At 64.3% G+C, this 16,787-nt stretch carries 15 protein-coding genes and 2 tRNA genes; 5 read left to right on the top strand and 12 right to left on the bottom strand.

Annotated elements, in window-relative coordinates; genetic code table 11:
* Window positions 1–12: 12 nt before the first annotated feature.
* Window positions 13–891: an SPOR domain-containing protein gene (locus tag BDW16_RS00595; RefSeq protein ID WP_066575052.1), complete on the bottom strand. Its 879-nt coding sequence runs from the start codon at window positions 889–891 to the stop codon at window positions 13–15.
* Window positions 875–1,927, bottom strand: a complete 1,053-nt coding sequence (locus BDW16_RS00590; protein WP_083954205.1) for a lytic murein transglycosylase — start codon at window positions 1,925–1,927, stop codon at window positions 875–877. The genes BDW16_RS00595 and BDW16_RS00590 overlap by 17 nt, the downstream gene beginning before the upstream one ends.
* A gap of 106 nt (window positions 1,928–2,033) precedes the next feature.
* Here BDW16_RS00590 and BDW16_RS00585 point away from each other — a divergent pair.
* The 3 genes from BDW16_RS00585 to BDW16_RS00575 all read left to right on the top strand — a co-directional run bounded on the left by BDW16_RS00585 (window position 2,034) and on the right by BDW16_RS00575 (window position 4,142).
* A tRNA-Ser gene (locus tag BDW16_RS00585) sits at window positions 2,034–2,123 on the top strand.
* Between the two features lie 1,234 nt (window positions 2,124–3,357).
* The gene (locus tag BDW16_RS00580) at window positions 3,358–3,873 is read left to right on the top strand and encodes a helix-turn-helix domain-containing protein (RefSeq protein WP_241230505.1); all 516 of its coding nucleotides are present in this window, start codon (window positions 3,358–3,360) and stop codon (window positions 3,871–3,873) included.
* Window positions 3,874–3,941: 68 nt separating this feature from the next.
* Window positions 3,942–4,142: a hypothetical protein gene (locus BDW16_RS00575; RefSeq protein ID WP_100362673.1), complete on the top strand. Its 201-nt coding sequence runs from the start codon at window positions 3,942–3,944 to the stop codon at window positions 4,140–4,142.
* Window positions 4,143–4,225: 83 nt separating this feature from the next.
* On the opposite strand, the gene istB is transcribed toward BDW16_RS00575, so the two are convergent.
* Window positions 4,226–5,056, bottom strand: coding sequence for an IS21-like element helper ATPase IstB (gene istB / locus BDW16_RS00570; protein ID WP_174532086.1), 831 nt, complete (start codon window positions 5,054–5,056; stop codon window positions 4,226–4,228).
* On the bottom strand, window positions 5,053–6,552 hold the full coding sequence (istA, locus tag BDW16_RS00565) for an IS21 family transposase (RefSeq protein ID WP_066582067.1): 1,500 nt from the start codon (window positions 6,550–6,552) through the stop codon (window positions 5,053–5,055). Before istA ends, istB begins: the two co-directional genes overlap by 4 nt.
* A 33-nt stretch (window positions 6,553–6,585) precedes the next feature.
* Between istA and BDW16_RS00560 the strand changes: the two genes are divergently transcribed.
* A complete protein-coding gene (locus BDW16_RS00560; RefSeq protein WP_100362672.1) occupies window positions 6,586–6,843 on the top strand; it encodes a hypothetical protein in 258 nt (85 codons plus the stop codon).
* A 376-nt stretch (window positions 6,844–7,219) separates the two neighbouring features.
* Here the strand turns inward: BDW16_RS00560 and BDW16_RS00555 are convergent, their stop codons facing one another.
* The 6 genes from BDW16_RS00555 to BDW16_RS00530 all read right to left on the bottom strand — a co-directional run bounded on the left by BDW16_RS00555 (window position 7,220) and on the right by BDW16_RS00530 (window position 11,435).
* A complete protein-coding gene (locus BDW16_RS00555; RefSeq protein WP_066580019.1) occupies window positions 7,220–7,801 on the bottom strand; it encodes a TetR/AcrR family transcriptional regulator in 582 nt (193 codons plus the stop codon).
* Window positions 7,798–8,436: a GNAT family N-acetyltransferase gene (locus tag BDW16_RS00550; protein WP_066580018.1), complete on the bottom strand. Its 639-nt coding sequence runs from the start codon at window positions 8,434–8,436 to the stop codon at window positions 7,798–7,800. Before BDW16_RS00550 ends, BDW16_RS00555 begins: the two co-directional genes overlap by 4 nt.
* Complete coding sequence (locus BDW16_RS00545; RefSeq protein ID WP_066580017.1) at window positions 8,429–8,959, bottom strand: hypothetical protein; 531 nt, start codon at window positions 8,957–8,959, stop codon at window positions 8,429–8,431. The genes BDW16_RS00550 and BDW16_RS00545 overlap by 8 nt, the downstream gene beginning before the upstream one ends.
* Window positions 8,960–9,119: 160 nt before the next feature.
* On the bottom strand, window positions 9,120–10,172 hold the full coding sequence (locus tag BDW16_RS00540) for a Leu/Phe/Val dehydrogenase (protein ID WP_066580015.1): 1,053 nt from the start codon (window positions 10,170–10,172) through the stop codon (window positions 9,120–9,122).
* Between the two features lie 104 nt (window positions 10,173–10,276).
* Window positions 10,277–10,353 (bottom strand) — tRNA-His (locus BDW16_RS00535).
* 38 nt (window positions 10,354–10,391) lie between these two features.
* On the bottom strand, window positions 10,392–11,435 hold the full coding sequence (locus BDW16_RS00530; protein WP_066580013.1) for an ATPase, T2SS/T4P/T4SS family: 1,044 nt from the start codon (window positions 11,433–11,435) through the stop codon (window positions 10,392–10,394).
* A gap of 107 nt (window positions 11,436–11,542) precedes the next feature.
* Here BDW16_RS00530 and BDW16_RS00525 point away from each other — a divergent pair, with 107 nt between their 5' ends.
* On the top strand, window positions 11,543–12,187 hold the full coding sequence (locus tag BDW16_RS00525; protein ID WP_066580009.1) for a prolyl hydroxylase family protein: 645 nt from the start codon (window positions 11,543–11,545) through the stop codon (window positions 12,185–12,187).
* 100 nt (window positions 12,188–12,287) lie between these two features.
* Here the strand turns inward: BDW16_RS00525 and BDW16_RS00520 are convergent, their stop codons facing one another.
* Both BDW16_RS00520 and BDW16_RS00515 read right to left on the bottom strand, forming a co-directional pair.
* The gene (locus BDW16_RS00520; protein WP_066580007.1) at window positions 12,288–14,993 is read right to left on the bottom strand and encodes a TonB-dependent receptor domain-containing protein; all 2,706 of its coding nucleotides are present in this window, start codon (window positions 14,991–14,993) and stop codon (window positions 12,288–12,290) included.
* 104 nt (window positions 14,994–15,097) lie between these two features.
* Window positions 15,098–16,741, bottom strand: a complete 1,644-nt coding sequence (locus tag BDW16_RS00515; RefSeq protein ID WP_066580005.1) for a hypothetical protein — start codon at window positions 16,739–16,741, stop codon at window positions 15,098–15,100.
* Window positions 16,742–16,787: the final 46 nt, after the last annotated feature.

Genomic DNA, 16,787 nt, shown 5'->3' with positions numbered 1-16,787 from the left:
GAAGGCTGGAGGTCAGGGATTGGAAAGGATGCGAGCGTCGCCATAGCCGCGTTTGGCGGCGTCAGCACGCGCGCGTTCGGCGGCGGCCCTGTCGGCGAACGGGCCGAGCTGGACGCGGTGGATGTTGCCCGCGCTACGCACGCTGCCGCCGAGCTGATCGGCGAGTGTCCGGGCACGCTGGACATTGGAAAGCGCGGCGACCTGGACGATCAGATTGCCGCGAGCCGCGGGTTTCGGCGCAAGCTGAACCTTGACCGGCACCGGCTTGGGAACCTCCGCCCTTGCCGGCTGGGCCGGGACGGGTTCGGGTTTGACGGGCTGCGGCTTTACCGGCTTCGGCTTGGCGGGCTGCGGCTTGACGGCGGCCGTCTGAGCGGGCCTTGCCGCCGGCCGAACCGGCGCGGGCTGCTCGGCGAGCATCCGGCGCAGACCGATGAGCAACGCTTGCGGCGCGTCGGCGCGCGTTGGTGCGGCGCGGCCAGCGGAAAGCAGCGCGGTATCCTGTGGCGTTACGGTAACGCGGCGGATTCGGACCGGGGCATCGGCTGCAACCCCGAGCTGGGCGGCGGCGGCCGGCGACAATGCCACCAGCCCGCTACCTTCCCCGCGAACCTGCACCAATATGGTCCGGCCGGTGTCGAGCGCGGTGACCTCGGCAAAGCTGCCGGCGGCGAGTTCGCCGCTGAGCGCGAACGTTCCCTCCCCCTCCGCGAGCGTGATCCGGCCGACGCGGTCGAAGCGCGCTTCGCCGGGGCGGAGCTGGGACGACCCCTGCGGCGCGGAACTGGGCGGCGGTGCGCCATAATCCGCTCCGGCGCGCGGAGGCTCCTGCGCCGCGCTCGCGCCGGTGGCGACGAGCAGGAATAGAACGAAGCTAGTTTGCGACTTCATCGGCGAGCAACCCCACGGACAGCGCATAGAAGTTCGAGCAATTATAGTCGAGGATCACGCGGTAATTGCCGGTGAGCAGATAAGCGGTACGGCCCGGGCCGTCGGGTTCGAGCAGGGTCGCCTGGATGTTGTCCGCGGGCCAGCTGCCCGATTGCGGGACGACGCCCAGCGCGCGCCACTCGGCCATGGTCTTCCACCCCCAATGGCGATCGAACACGCGGCCGCAGCGCGGCGAACGGGTACGGTTGGCAACCAGGGTGCGGTTGAAGCCCGACGGCACGTTGACCGCAACGCCCCAGGGCTGCCCCGGACGCCAGCCCGCATTGACGAAGTAATTGGCAATCGAGGCGAGCGTGTCCGCTTCGTTCGACCAGATGTTGGCGACGCCGTCGCCATCGCCGTCGCGCGCGAGGCGGAGATAGATCGACGGCAGGAACTGCGGATAGCCGAATGCGCCGGCCCAGCTGCCCTTCAACCGCTCACGCGGGACGCCGCGGTCGATCATCTTCATCGTCGCGATGAATTCACCCGAGAACAGGGCGCGGCGGCGCCCTTCATAGGCCAACGTGGCGAGGCTGCGCGGAAGATCGAAATCGCCCGTGTAGCTGCCGTAATTGGTCTCATGCCCGAAGATCGCGACCATGATCGATTCGGGAACCCCCGTCTCACGCTCGACCCGGGCGAGTTGCGGGCGCAGGCGGCGATAGGTGGCGCGGCCGCGGTTGATCCGCGCGGCATCGACATGGCGCGCCTTGTAGGGCGCAAAGTTCGGGATCGGGGCGTTGGGATTGGTCCCGCCGGGCTGGTCGCGGTCGAGCTCGACCACCCGCGCATTGTAGCTGAGCGACGGCAGCACCGCATCGAGCGTGCGGGCGCTGACGCCCTCACGCAGCGCCTGCTGGCGGAGCGGGCCGTTGATATATGCCTGAAATCCCGCCTCGTCCTGAGCCACCGCCGGAGCGTTTGCGAGCGTACACGCCGCAATCACCGTCCCCAACACACCGATACGCCGTACAAGGCCCTGAAAATCCCGCATCCGGCATCTGTGCCACAGCGTTTCGCGGGCATGAACCCCCAAGCGCAACGAAATCGCTGGCCTCTTGCAGAAAACACGGCGAACGCCCAAAGGCGCATGCCAGCGCGGAAGGGTGGCCGAGTGGTTTAAGGCAGCGGTCTTGAAAACCGCCGTGGGTGCAAGCTCACCGTGGGTTCGAATCCCACCCCTTCCGCCAGTTTCTGCCGTATTTGGATGCAGCATTGTTGAAAGGCCGAGCGAGCGATTGCGCGATCGTCCCTGCCCTTGGGTGTTTGCCACTTGTCAGGGTTCTACAAAATCGTAGGCAAATCAGCTGGGCAAGGTCGCAAATGCACCTCACCCCGGCCATCCAAGCTACTGGCCAGCAACCCCGAAGGCGTCTACTAGTTAACTGGAGAAGCGCGCCCTAACAGAACTCTACAACGCCCCCAAGGGCTGCAAAATGCACACGCCGAACTGGATACTGCGGTTGCGGATACTTACGGTTGGGGCGATGCTTGGCATGCCGCGTTCTAAAGCGACGACGATGTTCGGGTTCGTCTGTTTTCTCTAAACCAAGCGCGCTGGTTGATAATCTGGTTCGGGGCTAGCTATCGGCGATTTTCGAGGGCGTAGCCGAGGTTGCCGACGCTCCGCTATCGAGGAGCAGAACAGGGCGGCTGAGCCCCTTGAGTTGGTGGCACTACCCGAAGCTTCCAGACCGGACTAGGTCATTATCCGATATTGCTACGAAACCGGTGATAGCAGGCTCGATCAGGGGATCGGAGTACGGCAGATTCGAATTGCCGAGCGGATCGGCCTTGCCGCAGATCGATCGTCACAGAATCCAAGATGTCCTTGTAAGCTCCGGACGGCTTAAGCATCGTCCGAAACGCGAAGCATCAATGTTTCGCCGTTTTTGGGTGCGCGGATTGTGCGCTCGACTGCGTTGCGAAGCGTCACCTCAGGCAACTTCCAGAATGTAGATCATCGGCGCTTGCTCCAGCAATCATGCGCCATTCCTAGATATAACTATCTCAGAATGCGCTCTGGGCCCATGCGATTCGGATGAAATTTGACGCGCGCAATTGATCCGGAGTTGATGTGAACGTAACCATAATGGGCATGTCCACACGCCGATCTTCGCGTCCTATATTCGCAAGGCATTTAGGCGAGCGCAGTATGGAGTGGGCCGCCAGGCGCGCCGCGTACCCGGGCGGCGAGATCGGGATCGAGGGAAGGCCGCAAATGCGGCGTCGGCCCAAAGTTGTCGAGGCAGAATTTCTGTCGCCGCTACTGCTTTGCGGTGCTGTCCGGGTGTCAGCGAATCAGATCATCCGGTGGGCGAATATCAGCGTGTGTCGTGCGATGGTCGGCAGTGGGGGATCGAGTAGTGCGTAGTTCGGGGCCTGGCATGAGTCCGGGCGCATCCTTTGCCTCCAGCACCTGTGTTGGCGACGCTTGGCCATTGCATCATGCGTCCTGACGAACCGCATTCCGATCCGGTTGATGGCAGGCGGCCGACCGATCATGCGATCGAACGCCTGAGCGAACGTCAGAAGGATTGCCTTCGCCTCGTCGCCCGAGGCTACACCTCCAAGGAAATTGGTCGCCAGATTGGGATTAGCCCGGCGACAGTCGACAACCATGTACGCGCCGCACTCGATACTTTGCATGTCGAAGGCCGTGCTGAGGCAGCACGTATGCTGGTGGCCGCAGAAGCTAGTCAGCCGTTGACTAGTCAGCCGCAACCACTTGTCCAAAAGGCGTTCGATGCTGCAATCGACGTGGTGTCGGGACCGTCGCGCCGCTGGTGGCAAAAGGTCGTCCCGCCAATGGGAGGGTCGCGCAATAGCCTAGGGGTAGAAGCCAAACTCTTTGCGATTCTATGGGTCGCAGTGCTTGGCTTTTCGAGCCTGATGATCCTGACGATCGGGATCGCGGTGCTGCTTTGGCTGCTGCGCTAGCCTGCTCAACCACAACGCAACCGAAAGGGGGCGAAGGCGCTAGAGCGTTTTCGCTACAGGGGAGAGCTATGCATCATATTTCCGAAAGCGCTGTGACCGTCGTCGTCGGCGATACACGTGCCGTACTTAAGGCCACGGACGAGACGTTGCTGGCACATGCCCATATGCTGGCGTCGGTGATCGAGGGTATGACTGCCTCCGATCTACCAATCAGCATCAGTCAGGACCTGTCAACGGCGGTCGGATTTCAGGCCAGCATGGCGGAGTAAAAGCAGGCCATTGAGGATGAACGCGGACTATATGCAAAGGGCCCCGATCGGGGCCCTTTGCATATTTGCCGTTTTGCGGCGGGTCAGTCGGCGGGGGTGGCCTGGTTTTGCTCCGCCCTGGCAGCGCGGCGACGGTGGGCGGATTGCTTCAGGCGGTAGCTGTCGCCGTTCATGGTCAGGATGCTGACGTGGTGAGTGAGCCTGTCGAGCAGCGCTCCGGTGAGCCGCTCGGACCCGAGGACCTGCGTCCAGTCCTCGAACGGCAGGTTGGAGGTGACGATGGTCGATCCGCGCTCGTAACGCTGTGAGAAGGTCTCGAACAACAGTTCCGCGCCCGTGGGGGAGAGCGGAACGTAGCCCAGTTCATCGACGATCAGCAGCTTCACGGCGGCAAGCTCGCGTTGCATCTTGAGCAGCCGCTTTTCGTCGCGGGCTTCCAGCAACTGGTTCACCAGCGCTGCGGCGGTGGTGAACGCGACCGTGAAGCCCTTCTGGCAGGCGGCCAGTCCCAGGGCGAGCGCGGCGTGCGTTTTGCCCGTGCCACTGTTGCCAAGCGCGATGATGTTTTCCCGGCGCAAGATGTACTCGCAGCGTGCCAGTTCCAGCACGAGCATCTTGTTGAGGCTGGGGATGGCCGTGAAGTCGAAGGTATCGAGGCTCTTCACCGCCGGGAACCGGGCAGCACGGATCCGGCGCTCGACCGTGCGGCGCTCCCGGTCGATCAGCTCCAGTTCGATGAGACGCAGCAGGTAGCGGGTGTGATCAACGCCATCGCGCGCACATTCCCGGGCCAGCTTCTCATACTCGCGCAGGACCGTGGGCAGCTTGAGCTGCTTGAGGTGATGCGCCAGCAGAACCTGCGGCGTGCCCGCCGTCGTACCGGGCGGCATCTTGTCGTCCGCCGCCCGGCTCATGCCGCCAGCTCCGGCAGGAGAGCGGCGTAGTCGGCGGCGCGCGTCGTCTTCACCTCCATCCTGGGCAGGTGCGGATAGGCGGTTAGATCGAGCCGGGCAGGCCGACGCTCGATGCGCGCAAGCGCGATCTGCTTGATCGCATCGAAGCCGATCGCACCGATATGGATCGCCTCGTTCACCGCGAAGGTGACCACCTCCATCGGGAGCGCTTCCAGAAGGCGCAGCACCTGGATGAACTCGCGCTTGCCCTTGTTGCCCATCCGCGCCTCCAGAAGATGGCGCAGATGCTGGAACACCTCGGGCAGATCCCAGCCCTGAAGTGCGGCGGCCTGGTCAAGGGCTCCAGGCTTGCTCTCGATCAGCGCCAGGTAATGCAGTGGGTTCGCCACGAACATGGCTTCGCCATAGCAGCGCGGATGGCGGGCGATCTCCTCGCCGCCGCACAAGATGACGACCTGATCGACGAAGCCCTTCACCACCACGTCCTGGAAGCCGTAGCGGGTCGGAACCGAGTAGTCGTTGGTCCGGTAGCGCACCAGCGCGGTCGAGGAGACGCGCGCAGCCCTGGTTTCACACGGCTCGAACGTCCCGACCGGCACAGGACACATTGCCGCGAGATCGGCCACGAGCCGTTCGCCGATCGTCTGGCTGTGCCGCCCAGCCCGCTCTTCCTGCCGGGCGCGGCAGCGGCGTTCCAGTTCGGCATTGAAGGCATCGTAGCTCGCCGCGTGCGGGATCGGCACCATGAAGTGCGTTCGGGCGTGCTTCACCAGCCCTTCGACTTTCCCCTTGTCGTTGCCCTTGCCGGGGCGACCGAAGCGATCCGTGAACAGGTAATGGCTGACCAGACCGGTAAACGCACGGGTGCGCTCGCGCTTACCGTCGCCGCAAATCTTCGCGACCGCGATCGTGGTATTATCGTACAGGATCGAGCGCGGCACAGCGCCGAAGAAAGCGAACGCCGACACGTGCCCGTCGAGAAACGCCTCGGTCGTCTCCGCCGGATAGGCCTTCACGAAGCAGGCGTCCGATTGTGGCAGGTCCATGCAGAAGAAATGCACCTTCTGCCGGACGCCGCCGATCACGCCCACCGCCTCGCCAAAATCCACCTGCGCGTGGCCCGGTGGATGCGCCAGCGGTACGAACGTCTCGCGGCCGCGCGCCCGGCATTGCCGGACATAATCCTTCACCACCGTGTAGCCGCCACCGTAGCCATGCTCGTCGCGCAGGCGCTCGAAAATCCGCTTGGCCGTGTGCCGCTGCTTCATCGGCGCCGTCCGGTCTTCCGCCAGGATCCGGTCGATCACCGGCAACAACGATCCCAGCTTCGGCTTCGCCACGGGCTTCGTGCGCGTGTAGCCCGGCGGCAGCGAAAACCGGCACATCTTCGAAATCGTTTCACGGCTCAGGCCGAACACTTTCGCCGCTTCCCGTTGGCTGTTCCCTTCCACGAACACAAAACGACGAACCGCTGCGTAGACCTCCACGGCAAACATCCCTGGCCGCTCCAAAAGGAGCAACCTTATCCAATGGCCGGCTTTTACACCGCCGCGCTCAGCAAATCACCGGCGCTCCAGTGGCCTGGTTTGTCACCGCCCTGCACACAGGATGAAACGGATCAGATCGGCGCTCGATTTCTTATCGCGGGTGTGGGCCGCGGCACTCCAGCGCCCAAGCGCGAGCCAACAGGCGCCTACTTTGGGATCGAGGACGCGCGTGTTGCGGGGACGCAGGCGAACTTTGTCATCCTTCAGGGCCGCGACCGGGTTGCGAGCGATCAAGGGTGAGCCATCGGTACGCCGGTGCTCGCGTCCCGAATAGTCGATCAGCGCAGTACGTACGGATGGAAGGTTTTGTTGGCCTGACCCGGAGCGCCCTTCTTCCCGCGAAGCCCTCTGATCAGAGGCCGCGATAGGGTGCTCTGCACATCTCTTCGGTGATCGAAACAATGGGCCTACTCCTGATTCATAAGCACAAAGCAGCCCGGAAAAACCCACTGAAACACCCACAAATCCTCTAGAGGCAAAGAACCCAAGAAATCTTCGATTCCATATGCTTACGTATACGTGCTTAAACTTGGATAACCTAATTAAGGCGGTCCTTGAAAACCGCCGTGGATGCAAGCTCACCGTGGGTTCGAATCCCACCCCTTCCGCCAGCCTGTCAGCGCCGCAGCAGGCGGACATAGTTCTCCACCGATCGCGCCAGGGCCGTGGCGACATCCTCCCTGCCCTCGACCACACAGAGCAGCCCGGTACCCTCGATCAACGAGAGACAGTGATCCGCGATGGTCTGGGACTCGAGCGATTCGACGAGGATTCCCTGCCCCAGGTCGAACGCCGCCGCGGCAGCGATGCGCCGACGCGCATCGGCAATCTGCCCGCGAAGCTGATCCTTCACCTTAGGCAGAATGGAGAAGACGAAACGATAATAGGCTGCGCGATCGGGCACGACGGCGGAGATGGCATCCAGGAGGCAGACATAGCCGGCGCACAGGTCAGCCAGGACTGCGTCCAGTCCCTCGCTCTCGCTTGTCGCCGCGACCTCGTCCGCGCCGAAGAAGCGCAGGAAGAAATGCTCGATCGCCGCGTCGTGCAGCGCGTCCTTGTCCTTGAAATGGTGGTAGACGGCGCCCTTGGACAGCCCGGTAACGGCGACCAGATCGGCCATGCTCGCGCCCTCATAGCCGCGCTCGATGAACAGCCGGAAAGCGCTTTCGACGATGGCTGCGCGCGTATCCTTCATTCCGGCTCTCCAAAGGGCAGGACCATGCAATGGGCACGGACGCCGCCAAGGTCCAGCGACGCCGTCTTACGGAAGCCCAAGTGTTCGTAGAGACGGACATTGGCTTCATTCTCGGTATCGAGCGCAATCCCGATCGCACGAGGGTCGCCGCGGGTCCGTGCGATCGCATCCTCGACCAGGCGGCGCCCCAATCCCTGCCCCTGCGCCTGTGGCCGTACGCCGACCATGACCAGATAGCCGTGGGGGCCCCTCGGTGCGGCGGCGCGGGTGCGCCTGGTGTAGCTGTTCAGGAAGGCGCTCCCATCGACCGGAAGAGCGAGCGCCACAGGCAGGAAGCGAAGCGCGGACGCGAATGCGCCGAACATCGAGACGAGCGGAGAAGCAGGCGGATCGAGGAGCGCGCCGGCTGTCAGCCGCCCGTCGACGAACACGCCGCGCGGGGTTCCCCGCATCAGGCGGTTCATGTCGAACATGAAGGACAGGAACGACGTGACCCGGCGTTCCCAGCTCCCCTCCCTGCGCAAACCAAACGCCTTGATAAACAGCGGATCCGCCTCGAACGCCTGCGCCATGACCGCGATGAAATCGTCGCGGTCGCCGGCGTGAAGGTCCCGGATCCGGATTGCGTCAGCCATGGCGGTAATGGTCGACCGCGAAGCTGAAGAGCACCTTGAGCATGAACAGCGCGCAAACGGCGCCCATGAAGGGCGACAGGCCAGGCCATAGCGCGATCCCGGTGAGACCGGCCGACAAGAGCAATCCTCCGGCGAAGGTCTGCGACGGTTTGCCGGCGAGCAGGTTGATCAGGATCGCTGAGGCGATGGTGTAGCCCCAGACCGCAATCGATGCGGCGACATCCAGGTTCAGCAGCGCTGCAACGGCGACGATATGGACGTGGATGGCGATGAAGATCCAGCGATTGCGAGGACGCTCAGCGTAGAAATCGTTCGTTCCGCGCGTGAAGTTTGCGACGCAGCCCGCGGCGATGTCGAGCACCAGCAAGAGCGCCAGCAGCCCGCGCCACAGCGCCACGGAACCGAAAGTCTCAGGCGATGTAGTGGCGAGCGCGGTGGGCACCGCAACCCCGAACCCGAGGATCGCGATCAACTGGCCGAGCTGCTGCGCCTTACCGAACAGATCTTGCAGATGCCGATGCATATGAACCGAGCTCAACCCCACCTCCCGAATCAAACCGAACGGTCGGTTTGTTCGTAGAAGCGGCCCGCCCCCTGTCAATCCGAGAAGTGCCTCACAAAGAAAAACGCCCCGGCCACATGATGTGGCCAGGGCGCTCTTGGCAGCGAACCCCGGTCGCGGTTCAGCCGCGGCCGATGAGACGCTTGGCGATCGTGTCCGCCACCTCGCTCGCCGGCGCGCCGGTGCGGGCGCTCTCGTCCCAAACCTCGTTGAGGCGATCGGGGATCTTCGCGATCCGCGCCTCGACCTCGGCGCGGTTGCCCTTCCCGAGATACTCCAGGCCGACATTGATGATGCCGCCGGCATTGATCACATAGTCAGGCGCATAGAGGATGCCACGCGCATGAATGCGATCGCCGTCGCCGCGGGTCGCGAGCTGGTTGTTGGCGCCGCCCGCCACGACCTTGCAGTCGAGCGCGGCGATCGACTCTTCGGTCAGGATCGCGCCAAGCGCGTTGGGGCTGACGATATCGGCCGAGACGCGCAGGATCGCGTCGGCCGCGACGGCGTCGGCGCCCAGTTCCTTCGCCAGCGCAGCCGCCTTGTCGGCATTGACGTCGGCGAGCGTCAGCTTGGCGCCATCAGCGGCGAGTCGGCGGGCAAGGCCGCCGCCGACGCTGCCCACGCCCTGCACCGCAACGTGCACGCCGGCCATCGAATCGACGCCGAGCGCACGCTTCGCCGCAGCCTTGACCCCGAGATAGATGCCAAGCGCGGTGAACGGGCCGGGATCGCCGCCCGCTTCCCCGCCCTCGACCGGCAAGCCCGAGACATGGCGCGTGCGGGTCGCGATGACCTTCATCCGCTCTTCGGACATGCCGACATCCTCGGCGGTGACGTAACGGCCGCCGAGCGACTCGACGGCGTCGCCGAATGCCAGCAGCTGCGCTTCGCTGATCGTCGCCCCACGCTCGGGCGCCAGAACGACCCCCTTGCCCCCGCCGAGCGGAAGACCGGCCATCGCATTCTTGAACGACATGCCGCGCGACAGACGGAGCGCGTCGGTGACGGCGGCACCGCTGTCGGCATAGTGCCAGAAGCGCACGCCGCCCGCTGCCGGGCCGAGCTTGGTCGAGTGGATCGCGATCACCGCCTTGAGCCCGCTCTGCGGATCGCAGATCAGATGCACGCCCTCGTGCTCGTCAAAATCGGGAAGGTCCCAAACCGCGCTCATACGCCTCTCCAATGACGCTAACAAAATTTCCGGAGCGCGTAATATTGTTCTACGCAAGGGAGCGCCAGCCCCAAATTGAGGGTGCGGTATAACCTGGAGAGAAATGGGGCGATCGACGGGACTTGAACCCGCAACCCCCGGCATCACAAGCCGGTGCTCTAACCAATTGAACTACGATCGCCGTGGAGCGGCGCGCTTAGCGGCACCTTGGGCCAACCGTCAAGCCAATCCCCGCTTATTGGCTGCGGAATCGAGAATATGCGGGTGGTTTCCGCCCGCGGCCGGGCCTCCGGCGCTTGCTCGGGTGATGCGAATCGCCTCGTCGGCGGTGATCGTGCCCTCCCGCGCGAGCGTACGCGCCGATGCCGCAAGCGTCGGGGCGGAGAGGAAAGCCTGCCGACTGAGCAAGGCGCTGTCGGCGCCTTTGGCGAGCAGGCCGTGGATCTGGCCATCGACCGTCACCGCTTCGTACACCAGCGCAGCGCCGGAATAGCCGGTCCCGTCGCAACTGCCGCACCCCGCCGCGCGATAGATCACGGTACCGGGATCGATGCCGAGCAGCGCCGATTCGGACGGCCGCGCCTGAACCGGCAGGCGGCAATCCGGGCAAAGCCGGGGTGCCGCATGCACGGCAACCGCGGCCCGGAGCGCAGCGCCGAGCAGATGGCGCTCGATCTTCAGCGCACGAATCCGATCGATCGCCGCCACCGCACCGATGCCGTCCATCGCGATGACGATTCGCTGTCCTGCACGCGCCAGGTCGAAGGCCAGTGCCGCGGCGGTCCGATCGAGCGGGCCATCGATCAGGATCGAGTCGCAGTCCATTCGCGCGGCGGCTTCGAGCGATTCCCGCCCGCCCGGGATCCATGGAGCGTAGCTCGCCGGTTCGGCCAGCGCCTCAGCAAGCGTCCGGCGGCTCGCGGACGGACCGACCACAACCACGACCCCGCCGGGCAGCGCGAGCGCCGCGTGGAGCCGCTTGCGCATTGCGCCGGGGATTCCAGCAGCACCAAGCGAGTCGGACACAACCGCGTGCGAATCGATCCGGATGACGATCCGGTCGTCCATATGCGTGGCGCCGGGGTGCGCCTGCGCGCGATCGAGCCAGGGAGGCGGCGCGGTAAACCGGCGAAGCGGCGCGAGCGCCCGCCCTTGCCGCACCATCGCCGCCACCGAGCCACCGTCCAGAAGCAGGTGCAATGCGGTCGCGCCACCACGGGCGGCCGCGCCAATCAGATCTTCGAGTGCGGGAACCGCTGTCATGTGTCGCAGCTATGGCGTTCAGATGACAAATCCACTGCGTTTTAATGACAGTTTGGAGACTATATCTGCCGCTGGCAGGGCGCCCGCCCTTCTGGCATCTAGCCGGCATGATCGCATCCTCAGGCTATCCCATCGAACCGGTTATCGAGCGGCTTTCGGCGCAGCCGGGCATCCAGAAAGTGCCGAGCCCCAAGCTGACGCTGTTCGTGCGCAAGAACTTCCTCGAGCCCGAATTGTGCGCACGGCTGATCGCACTGATCGACACGAACCGGCGCCCATCGACCGTCTCCGACTATAATGGCGACGCGGCGTTCCGGACGAGCGAGACCTGCGACCTGTCAGCCGATCTTGCCGAGACGGAGGAGGTGAATCGGCTGGTCACCGCATTCACCGGGCTCGATCCCGCGCATGGCGAGCCGCTGCAGGGGCAGCGCTACGAGGTTGGCCAGGAGTTCAAGGCGCATACCGACTATTTCGAACCGACCGGTGTCGACTTCGAGAAATTCTGCTCGGTCGCGGGGCAACGCACCTGGACCGTGATGATCTACCTCAACGACGTCGAGGCGGGCGGCGCGACGCGGTTCAAGGCAATCGACAAGATCATCCAGCCCGAGACCGGCAAGCTGCTCGCGTGGAGCAACCTGCGCCCCGACGGCACCCCCAACCCCACCACGCTGCACCATGCGATGAAGGTTCGCGCGGGTCTGAAGTACGTCATCACCAAATGGTTTCGCGAACGCCCCTGGGGATAGGATGGCCCCGGGGCATGAAAAAGCCCCGGCCGCATAGGGGAGCGGCCGGGGCTTTCCCCCTTTTGTCCTGACCGGCGGGGTAGCCGGTCAGAATCTCGCATCAGAACTTCGCGCTGGCACCGATGCTGAAGACGCGGCCCAGACGATAGCGGTTGATGTAAACCAGACCGTTGTCGCCGAAATCCTGATATTCGTTGTACTTGGTGCCGGTGAGGTTGCGGCCCTCGAACTTAACCTCGAACTCGCCGCCCATCACCTTGAAGCCCTGGCGCGCGACCACATCGAGGCGGAAGCCCGGCTTTTCGATGATGTCGGGCAGCAGGTTCGGGCCGCGATTGGTCACACGCTCGCTCGCATAGTTGAGCAGCAGGGTCAGCTGCGAGAGCGATTCGGTATCCTCGATCCCGAACTGGAAGTTGACGAGGTGGTCCGACTGGCCGGTCAATGGCGCGCCGTCGCGGAAGATCAGGTTGGCGGGCAGCATCCTCGCGACGCCGCTACCGCTTTGAATCGGGCTCGGCACCAGCGTGTCGTCCGCCTTAATCTCGGACTGGGTATAGGTGTAGTTGAGCGACAGCATCAGACGGCGGGTCGCAAAGAAACCCTCGCCCAATGTGTCGAGTGGAATGTACTTCACCGCCTCGAACTCGGCGCCATAGAGCTTCGCCGAAGGCGCATAGGAGAAGCCGGTCTGGAGCGGCGATTCGTTGGTCGGGAAGAATGCGACCTGTTCGGTCGGGTTCTTGATGTCCTTGTAGAAGCCCGCGACCGTGATCCGCTGCCCCTTGGGCATGAACCACTCGTAGCGCGCTTCGAAATTCTTGAGTTCGGAGTCACGCAGCTGCGGGTTGCCGAAGAACAGGCGGTCGGATTCGAAATCGCGATAGACCTGCGGCGCCAGCTCGCGGAACTGCGGGCGGGCGATCGTCTTCGACCCGTGCAGGCGGAGCTGCATGTCGGGCGCGAAGTTCCACGTTACCGTCGCCGCAGGCAGCCAATAGCTGTTCGCCAGCGTCGTACCCGCGAACTGCGCCGAACTTGTGGTCACCTTCTCCTCGGCGTCCTCGTAGCGGACGCCGACCGTGGCGCGCAGGCCATCGGCGATCTCGCCTTCGGCTTGTAGATAACCGGCATGGATACGCAGGTTGGCCTGATAGGCTGCAGCGCCTTCGGCGCCGGAGAGGTTCACCAACCGGATGCAGCCATCGCCTGCCGGATTGGCGCAGGCGCCCATGATCGAGTCGTAGGACAGGAGTAGATCGGGACGCAGATAGCTCCACGGCGTGTCGATGCCGCCGCCGAGATACGTGCGGTAACGGAAGTCGTAGCGGAACGATTCGCGCTGCGTGTCGCTGTAGAAATAGCCTGCCGAGACGGTGATCGGGCGCGCCGTGGGAAGCTTGTAGGCGATGTCGGCCTGGCCGCTCCACAGATCCTCGCTCAATTCGCTGAATGCGATCGTCGCGCCTTCGCCAAGACGGTTGAGGCTGTTGACCCAGGCGCCCTGCCCACCTGCTGCGGTCTTGTCGAAGCGGTAGCTGAAATAGCGCTCATATGGCGCGTTGCGCTCGGTGTTGGCGTAGCTGCCGCGCAGGTCGATCTTGAAATCGTCGAACTTGAACTCGCCCGCGATCTGCGTGTTGATCAGCTGGCGTTCGAACCAGTTGGTGTTTTGCTGAAGCACCAGATCGCCGCTGCTGTTCGGATAGACCGTAGCAGCGCTCATCCGCGCCTGCTTCAGCGTGTCGTGGATATAGACGTTGGTCCAGCGCAGCTTGTGCTCGCCGAACTCGGCGCCGAAGCCGAGCAGACCGTTCACCACCGCGCGGTTGTCGGTCAAGACGCTGCGGAAATCGCTGCGCAGTGCGCCATTGGTGTCGGTCGTGTCCTGCTGAATGGCGTCACGCGTGCGGAAGGTGTTGCTGACGCTTGCAGAAGCGATCACGCCGAGGCGGACCGAACCGACATCGACCGAATGGCCGAAATTCACATCGCCGTTCCAGTTCGGCGGGATGTGATAATTGGCCTCGACCAGGGTGGTCTGGGCGTTGGTGAGCGAAGCGGTCTGTGCCGATGTGAAGACCGGCGTGGTGAGCCCGCCGGAGCGGATGAAGTCGGGGACGTCGCGCTCGCCAGTGTCGTAGCCCAGCGTATCGAGGCGGCCGCCGTCATAGACATAACCCAGCTCGCTGGTGCTGACGGTGTCGAACGCAACCGATCCGCCGAACTGGATGAAGCTCTCCTCGGGCACGGCGCGAGTGGTGAGGTTGATCACGCCGCCGCCGAATTCGCCCGGATAGTTCACCGAATAGGTCTTCTGGACCAGCGCCGATCCGACGATCGTCGTCGGGAAGATGTCGAGCGGAACGGTGCGCTTGAGAGGCTCCGGCGAAGGCAGCGGCGAGCCGTTGAGCATCGACGAGGAATAGCGATCGCCCAGGCCGCGGACGAAGACGAAGCCGTTGCCGACGACGCTGAGGCCAGTGACTCGGGTCAGCGCGCCGGCGATGTCGCCTTCACCCGTGCGGGCGATGTCCTCGGCCGACAGGACCGACACCACCTGCGGCGTCGCGCGAATGACGTTGGGGATGTTGCGGCCTGTGACGACGATTTCCTGGCCGGCATCGGCATCGAAGCCCGGAGCCGAGACATCAACGGTCTCTTCCGCCTGGGGTTCGGCCTGAGCCTCCGGCTGGGTCTGCGCGGGAGCTGCGGGCGGGGTAGTGGCGTCCTGTGCCAGCGCCGCCGGCGACACCAGCTGGGTCGAGACGAGGAGCAGGGTTCCAAATGCGAGACGCTTGGTCATGGTCGCGGGATCCGAAGTCTTGAGGTCTGTCTTGTTGGACTTGTGCCGGGACAGCGGTTGAACCGCCGCCCCGGCACGTGTCCGTCGAGTGCTTGGGGCGCGGATCAGGCGCCGTTGCAGGCGAAGTAGACCGAGTTGAACTTCGGCGGGCCTTCCTCCTGCAGTGCGGGATCTGCCGGACGGATCGTCGTCTTGCCGCCCGCGGTGGTGGCACCAGCCATGATGTTGAGGCAGGGCCCAACCGCCTTCACGATGCCGTTGACGAAGGTGAAGTCGGCACCGCCGCGCAGGCGGATCGCCGCCGGCGTCGCGCTCGCCGTGTGGATGAAGGTGAAGTTGGCGATCCGGCCGAACTGGCGGGGCAGCGCGTCCTCGTTGTCGTTCGAGTCGATTTCCATTGAGAAGGCGTCGTTGGTCGCACCGCTTGCCTTCTGAACGACGATCGCGAACTGGATGAAGCCGCGCCAGCCCATGTCGGTGTCGAGACCATCGTCATCCGCGCCGGTGATCGCGAGATACTTCATGTTGGTGGTGCCGCCGAAGACCTCGATGCCGTCGTCCGAGCTGTTGTGAACCTGGACATGGTCGATCACGGTGCCCGAACCGGTGCCGCCGAGCGTCAAGCCCTGAAGCTCGTTGTTCGGTGTGATTTCCGTGCCCGAGTAACGGATCTGAACATATTGGACGGTGCCGCTGCTGTCGGCATGAACGTTGCCGCCATAGAGCGCGTTGCCTGTGCCTTCAACGGTCGCTTCGCAGGTTGCGCTGGTCCCGTCGGCATTGTTCGAACCGCTGGAGCAGTTGGAAATCGGCGCACGTCCGGCGAGGATGATGCCGCCCCATTGGCCCTGGCTGGCTTCCGACATGATTGCCGGATTCAGGTTCTGGCCCGAAGTGAAGATGATCGGCGAGCTGGCCGTGCCGATTGCATTGAGCTTCGACCCCCGATTGACAACCAGGAAGTCGTTGGCAGTATCGACATTATCCGAAACGAAGAGCGCACCGGCGCCAATGTTCAGGGTTGCCGCGGCACCGCCGGGCGCCGAGCCCGAAATGCCGACATCAACGCCAACGTCCACGCGGCTGCGGATCTGGTAGGCGACGCCGTCGATCCGGTTGAGCGTGACGGTGCCCGAGATGAGCGTCGGCAGACGGCACAGGCGATAGTTATTGGCGGTGCCGGCATCGGTCGTGCCTGCTGGGCACGCGCTCGCGGCGGGCGCGGCGGCCGAGCGCGACAGCGAGGACAGGCAGGTGCTGGCCGCAGGAGCTGGCGACGCGCCGAAATTGGCGGTTGTCGAGTTGCAGGTCCAGTTCTGGAACGCCGTGTCGCCCGCACCGCCGAGCGCGCCGATGAAGCTGGTGTTCACGAAGAACGAGTTGAGCGTCGAGGCATTGAACGGTGTCACGCTCGACGCCGCATTCTGCGCAACCAAACCGTTCAGCGGATTGGCGCCGTTGACGACGTTGTTGTTATTGTTGGTACCCGCGTTGAAGATCGCGAGCTGCTCGTCACGGGTGACGGTGACGCCGTTCCGTGCGGTTTCAACGAACGATGCGAGGGGCGACGGGGTCGGCGTCGGCGGGGTCGGCGTCGGCGGGGTCGGCGTCGGGGTGCCGCCGCCCGGCGGAACGACGATCGTGCCCGGGCCAGGCGAGGCAACGCTCGACGCGCCATCACAAGCGGCCAAGGTGGCGCCCGCGACGCTCGTCATCAGGATGAGGCTCAAACGCTTGAAGTCGGCCATGAAATTCTCCGTTCCGGGGATCCCGGTTCTTGTCAGATTCGGGCGT

It is taken from the genome of Sphingomonas koreensis (assembly GCF_002797435.1).
Classification (GTDB): domain Bacteria; phylum Pseudomonadota; class Alphaproteobacteria; order Sphingomonadales; family Sphingomonadaceae; genus Sphingomonas; species Sphingomonas koreensis.
Note: the sequence above shows the minus strand (reverse complement) of the source record. Positions and strands in the feature narration are given on the sequence as shown.